Raw genomic sequence first — 6,249 nt, forward strand, 5'->3', positions numbered from 1 at the left:
CGAAACCTCCCGTCGGGGAGGTTTGTGACGTTATTTGTACCAGATGAGCGTCATCAGCGTAGCGACCGTCAAGACGGCGACGGTAACCCCGCTCGCGATAAACCCGATCGGGAACTCATGATTCTTGTCTTTCATGTGCATGAAATAAAACATTTGAAACGCCGCTTGAATCACCGCAAGCAACAAAATAAACAAAGGGACGAACTTGCTTGAGGCCCCCATGGCTACTGCGATGAAGGCAAGCACCGTCAAAACGATCATCATCGCGAACGATACGAGATGGTTGCGCAATTCTTTCTTTTCCAGCTGCCTCTCATGCTTTTCCTTGATGGACGACATATGGTTCGAATTGGATTCCATGCTTTACCCAACCTTTCCCATGAGATAAACTACCGTGAATATAAACACCCAAACGACGTCTACAAAGTGCCAATATAAGCTGGCAATGTATAGTTTTGGCGCAGTCGTCGTGTTTATGCCCTTTTTCAAGGTTTGCAAAATGAGCGTCAAAATCCACAGCGTTCCGAAGAAAACGTGTCCCCCGTGAAAGCCAAGCAGTGTATAGAAAGAAGACGCAAACGCATTGCTGCTATATGTGAAATCTTCTACGGTCACATACGTATAAAATTCGTTCACTTCAAGACCGACGAAAACCCAACCAAGCAAGATCGTAACCCAAAACCAAAACTGCATTTTCGCCATGTTGTTTTTTCTCATTTGGATGATGGCGAGCACGCTTGTCAAGCTGCTGATCAACAGCGCCATCGTCGCGGCGAAAATCGTCGGAAGTTCAAATAATTGATCCGGACCGGGCTCTACTCCAGACAAGTCGCGCGTAAGTCCGAGATACGTTCCGAACAAGCAAGCGAACAATACGGTTTCCCCGCCGAGGAAAAACCAAAAGGCGAGAAACTTGTTTTTCCCTTCAAGGGTAGCCGTTTCCGGATGAGGGACGAATGGTGCCGAATGATTAGACATTACGCTTCAGCCCCTTTCCGTTTGCTTTCTTTTTGTTTCAATTCATCCGGGATCAAATGGTGGCCGTGATCATCATAAAGGGAATGAACCAACATGCTTCCGAACATGATCGCCAATCCGAACGCAGCAACAAACAGACTGCTTTTGTTTTCCGCGCTGAAAATGAACCCGAACCCGGCAATGAACGCGCCGAAACTCATGATGATCGGAATGATCGAATTGTTCGGCATATGAATCTCGCCCAACGGTTCAGCAGGCGTCACACGGTCGTTGCCGTTCCTTTTCTCCGCCCAAAATGCGTCAAATTCTTTGACGAGCGGCGTTTGTGCAAAATTGTATTCAGGTGCCGGAGAACTGATCGACCATTCGAGCGTTCTTCCATCGCCGTACCATGCGTCTCCCTTTGCCTTTTCACCTTTGATCGATGTAACGACGATGTTCCAAGTGAACAAGATGGTCGCGACACCCATGAAAGCGGCTCCGATGGAACTAATGAAATTCATATCGCCCCAGCCGAGTTCCGCGGGATACGTAAAGTTCCGGCGCGGCATTCCCATTAAACCGAGGAAGTGCTGCGGGAAAAACGTTAAATGGAAACCGATGAAAAACAACCAGAAATTCCATTTCCCAATCGTTTCGTTCAAGAAGCGTCCGAAAATTTTCGGCCACCAATGATAGATGCCGGCAAACAAACCGAACACAAGACCGCCGACGATCACGTAATGGAAATGGGCAACGACAAAATAGCTGTCATGAAACTGGAAGTCAGCTGTAACAACAGCCAACATGACTCCGGTCGTTCCGCCCATGACGAACGTCGGAATGAAACCAAGCGCAAAAAGATTTGCTGTTGTGAAACGGATTTGTCCTCCCCACAAGGTGAACAGCCAGTTGAAAATCTTCACACCCGTCGGAATCGCAATAGCCATCGTCATAATTGCAAATACGGAGTTGGCAACTGGACCGAGCCCTACTGTGAACATATGGTGAGCCCAAACCATGAACGCCAAGAACCCGATCAATACAAGAGCGAGAACCATCGAAGTATAACCGAAAATCCGTTTTCTCGAATGTTGAGAAATTACGTCAGACAAAATTCCGAAAGCAGGTAAAATCAAAATGTATACCTCCGGATGTCCGAAAATCCAAAAGATATGTTCCCAAATGATCGGGTTTCCGCCCGCGCTCGGATCGAAGAAATTTCCGCCGAACAAGCGGTCGAAAAACAGCAAGAACAAGCCGATCGTCAATGCCGGGAAGGCAAACAAGATGAGAACGGAAGTAATGAAAATCGACCACGTAAACATCGGCAAGCGCATCCAAGTCAAGCCGGGGGCGCGCATGTTAACAATCGTTACGAGGAAGTTGATGCCTCCCATTAACGTTCCAGCACCGGCGATCTGCAGGCCGAGGACGTAAAAATCCATACCGAGCCCTTCATAAATATCGGAAAGCGGTGCGTAAGCGGTCCATCCGGCCGCAGGTGCGCCGCCGAGAAACCAGCTGCAGTTTAACAGCACTCCGCCGAAAAAGAACATCCAAAAACTAACGGCGTTCATGAACGGAAACGCTACGTCGCGAGCACCGATCTGCAACGGAACGATCGCATTCATTAAGCCGAAGATGGCCGGCATGACGGCGAGAAAGATCATCGTCGTTCCATGCATGGTAACAATTTGATTGTAAATCTCCCCGCTCAGAAAATCGTTTTCCGGAACGGCTAACTGAACACGGATTAAAATAGCCTCGATCCCGCCAAACAAGAAGAAAAGGAATCCGCTCATCAAATATAAAATTCCGATTTTCTTATGATCAACGGTGGTGATCCAATCCATGAACCAATTGTTTTTGTATCGAGGCAAATGTTCTGCCGTAGAAGACAAGTTGTTCAACCTCCTTTATTGCTGAGGGAGTTCAATTCCCGTTTTTTGTTGCATTAAGTATTCCGCGAGCGCATCCGCCTGTTGTTCCGTCAACTTCGCGCCGGAACCGTCGGAAAAGGACGGCATTAAAATGTCCGCCTTGTACTTCGGAGCGTTCAAAATCCAATTTTTCAAGTTTTTCTTATTGTACTCAAGAATCCCGGAGATCATTGTCCGTTCTCCGTAAGCGGCCAAGTTGGGCCCGACATTTCCCCCGTTTTTGCCGATCGCGTGGCACCGCAAACATTGCTGTTTGAAGATCTTGCGGCCTTGTTTCGCTTCGGCCGTTTTCGGCTCATCGGCGCCTTTCTTCATTTCTTTCTTCCACGCTTCAAACTTGTCAGGACTTAAAGCAACGACCGAAAAATCCATGAGAGCATGGGAAGCGCCGCAAAGTTCCGCACATTGACCGAGATACACGCCTTCTTTCGGAACTTCGAACCACATGCGGTTCACCAATCCGGGATTGGCATCTTGTTTCCCAAACAACGTCGGTACCCAGAAAGAGTGAATCACGTCTTTCGAGGTCAATTCCACGTAAACTTTCTTACCTGTCGGCACGTACAAATCAGTGGCCGTCTGGATGCCGAGATCCGGGTATTCGAACTGCCACCAATATTGGTGGGCGGTCACTTTAATCCGAATGGCATTTTCCTTGTCGATTTCGCTGGCCGAAGGCCGATCATCTGCTAATACGAACACTTGATAAACCGTCGGTATAGCGATGATTATAATGAGGATGATCGGAATGACCGTCCAAATAATCTCCAGCTTTGTATTCCCTTCTACCTGCTCCGGAATCGAATCGTCATCTTTTCTTTTGCGAAAACGAATGATGACATAAAAGAAAATGACCATGACTGCGAGAATTACGAGTAACATGATCCCTAAGCTCAATAACATGAGATCCGCTTGCATTTTGGCGTTCTTTCCGACCGGATTCAACGCCGACGAATTCGTGTTGCATCCGGACAGGATGAGAAGGAATGCCAAAACGAGTGGCGCGAACCGCCCGAAACGAGAAATCAACTTCATTCTCTAATTCAACCCCGCTTTCCAAAAATCCTAGAATAGTGTGACAGCAACCATAAGCACAAACAAGACCGTTAAGTAGTTCAACGAATAAACGAACATCGCTTTCGCCCACGCGATGTCGTCCTTGAATCTATGCGAGGAAAAACCAAGCATGATCCAACCAATTCCCAACAATCCGCTTACGATCAAGTAAACCGGACCGAGCGGATAAAGAAAGAATGATGAGATTACAAGTGCTACCAAATACGTATTGATTTGCCTCTTCGTGAACGCAAAACCTGCAACGACGGGCAACATCGGAATTCCAGCTTTGCGATACTCGTCCGTTCTTTTCATGGCAAGCGCCAAAAAATGCGGCGGCTGCCAGAGAAACATGACAATGAACAACAACCAGGCAATCATGCTCAAGTTCGGATCAATCGCGGCCCAGCCGATCAAAGGAGGCAACGCTCCCGAAATTCCGCCGATGATCGTATTCAAGGAATGCGTTCTTTTCAGCCATATCGTGTAAACGACGACATAAACGAACAATCCTGCCACGCCGAACACCGCAGCGGCATAACTGCCGGTAAGCAGCAAAAAAAACACGCCGAGGGCAGATAATGTTAACCCGTACGTTATCATTTGCGAACCGCTGATGCGTCCTGTTGCAGACGGACGTTCATGGGTTCGTTCCATTACCGGGTCGATGTCGCGATCGACATAGTTGTTCAACGCACAACCGCCGGCAATGATAAAGGCTGTGCCGAGCAGCGTCCAGAAAACGACGTCGATTTGTCCGAAAAACGTCAACCCTTGAAAATGCAATGCGAGCCAAATTCCTGTAAATGTCGTAATGAGGTTGGAAAAGACAATGCCGGTTTTTGAAATCCCGACATACTCTTTCCATGACACCTTTTGTTTCACGTCGGCTGCCGAATCCGCCGATTTGGCTGAATTCATGGAAGTCATCGATTTGCTCATGGTCACCTGCTCCTTCTTGCAATGATCGTTCGTCCTACGCCCCTCCTATCCCGCCAAATCAACGATCATTCAAACATGTTACGTTTATTTTAAAAATATCATTTCCATTATAAACGAAGTCGCTTTCAAATGCACAGTTCGCGAGAAATTGACATGAAATTGACAAAATGTTTGCTTTGATCGCTGCAACAGGTATTGTATAAAGGAGTAGGGAACGAATGGCGATCATTCTTTCTCTATACTACACGAACTGTATCAATGAATTCAAATGGTGATGTCCTTGCCGGTCTGCCGGTCATTTCCATCGTAGACCGAAAGGATTGAATTTATTCTTCTTTAAAAATAAGATGGGAGAAGAACCGCAAACGTTTGCTTCAAACGAAGCTCAATCGGAATCGAGAAGGTGGAACTCATGGATCGCGGACTCAAACTATTAGCCGTCCTTACCGCCGTTGGTATGCTCGTTGTCGTCATCATGGGCGCAATCGTCACAAACACGGGCTCGGCCAACGGATGCGGTACCTCATGGCCGCTATGCTATGGACGTGTCATACCTGAACAAATGAACCATAAAACTTGGATTGAATTAAGTCATCGAGTCGTTTCGGCATTGCTCGGAATGATGGTGCTGGCGCTTGCCGTTTGGTCAACGTTGCGTCTTCCGCAGAAAAGGGAAGTCAAATGGCTCGCAGGCATGTCGGTATTTTTCATTGTTTTGCAAGGGCTGCTCGGCGGCGCCGCTGTCATTTGGCAGCAATCGTCCTTTGCACTCGCCCTGCATTTCGGTTTTTCGATCATCTCTTTTGCGAGCGTCCTTTTGCTCGCTTACGTCATTTTTGAACGGTTAAATGCAGATGCACAATATACACCTTTGCTCAACCGCACGTTACGCGGTCACATTTACGGCTTAACTCTATACACGTATGCGGTGGTTTATTCCGGCGCCTTCGTTCGCCACAGCGGCTCAGCTGCGGGTTGCGGCACCTCCTGGCCGCTCTGTCACGGCGAATGGCTGCCGGCCTTAACAACGCCCGGCGGCGTTCAATTCATCCACCGCGTCGCCGCCGGCATTGTCTTCCTTTGGACCTTGTATTTGCTTATGCGGCTTTGGAAACCATTTCGTTCCGATCGTTTTTTGCGCATGACGGCCTTGACCGGGTTTTTGCTAATCAGCGCGCAAGTGTTCACCGGCGCACTTGTTGTCGTCTCCGGTTTGAGCTTAATCTTCCTTTTGCTGCACGCTTTCTTCATAACTTGTTATTTTGGCATCCTTTGTTTTCTCTACATGATCGCCCTGCGTGCCGGCCGTCCATAAACAGAATCGGCCGCGGCGTTCCATAAGGAACGCCGC

At 48.1% G+C, this 6,249-nt stretch carries 6 protein-coding genes; 1 reads left to right on the plus strand and 5 read right to left on the minus strand.

Annotated elements, in window-relative coordinates; translation table 11 throughout:
• Nucleotides 1–30: 30 nt before the first annotated feature.
• The 5 genes from VFK44_10590 to cyoE all read right to left on the minus strand — a co-directional run bounded on the left by VFK44_10590 (nucleotide 31) and on the right by cyoE (nucleotide 4,898).
• Entirely contained in the window at nucleotides 31–360 is a 330-nt protein-coding gene (locus VFK44_10590) for a cytochrome C oxidase subunit IV family protein (protein HET7628825.1), read from the minus strand.
• 3 nt (nucleotides 361–363) lie between these two features.
• Nucleotides 364–978 carry a cytochrome c oxidase subunit 3 gene (locus VFK44_10595; GenBank protein HET7628826.1) on the minus strand — a complete coding sequence of 205 codons (615 nt, stop codon included), beginning with the start codon at nucleotides 976–978 and terminating at the stop codon, nucleotides 364–366.
• Nucleotides 978–2,813, minus strand: a complete 1,836-nt coding sequence (gene ctaD, locus VFK44_10600; protein HET7628827.1) for a cytochrome c oxidase subunit I — start codon at nucleotides 2,811–2,813, stop codon at nucleotides 978–980. Before ctaD ends, VFK44_10595 begins: the two co-directional genes overlap by 1 nt.
• Nucleotides 2,814–2,876: 63 nt before the next feature.
• Entirely contained in the window at nucleotides 2,877–3,935 is a 1,059-nt protein-coding gene (gene coxB, locus VFK44_10605) for a cytochrome c oxidase subunit II (protein ID HET7628828.1), read from the minus strand.
• A 30-nt stretch (nucleotides 3,936–3,965) separates the two neighbouring features.
• Complete coding sequence (gene cyoE / locus VFK44_10610; protein HET7628829.1) at nucleotides 3,966–4,898, minus strand: heme o synthase; 933 nt, start codon at nucleotides 4,896–4,898, stop codon at nucleotides 3,966–3,968.
• Between the two features lie 412 nt (nucleotides 4,899–5,310).
• Between cyoE and VFK44_10615 the strand changes: the two genes are divergently transcribed.
• Nucleotides 5,311–6,213, plus strand: a complete 903-nt coding sequence (locus VFK44_10615) for a heme A synthase (GenBank protein ID HET7628830.1) — start codon at nucleotides 5,311–5,313, stop codon at nucleotides 6,211–6,213.
• Nucleotides 6,214–6,249: the final 36 nt, after the last annotated feature.

It is taken from the genome of Bacillales bacterium (assembly GCA_035700025.1).
Taxonomy (GTDB): Bacteria; Bacillota; Bacilli; order Bacillales; family DASSOY01; genus DASSOY01.

What these genes read in the sequence shown, in the direction of transcription:
- VFK44_10590 (HET7628825.1), bottom strand. Translation starts at nt 360, where the DNA reads ATGGAATCCAATTCGAACCATATGTCGTCCATCAAGGAAAAGCATGAG.
- VFK44_10595 (HET7628826.1), bottom strand. Translation starts at nt 978, where the DNA reads ATGTCTAATCATTCGGCACCATTCGTCCCTCATCCGGAAACGGCTACC.
- ctaD (HET7628827.1), bottom strand. Translation starts at nt 2,813, where the DNA reads ATGGATTGGATCACCACCGTTGATCATAAGAAAATCGGAATTTTATAT.
- coxB (HET7628828.1), bottom strand. Translation starts at nt 3,935, where the DNA reads ATGAAGTTGATTTCTCGTTTCGGGCGGTTCGCGCCACTCGTTTTGGCA.
- cyoE (HET7628829.1), bottom strand. Translation starts at nt 4,898, where the DNA reads ATGAGCAAATCGATGACTTCCATGAATTCAGCCAAATCGGCGGATTCG.
- VFK44_10615 (HET7628830.1), top strand. Translation starts at nt 5,311, where the DNA reads ATGGATCGCGGACTCAAACTATTAGCCGTCCTTACCGCCGTTGGTATG.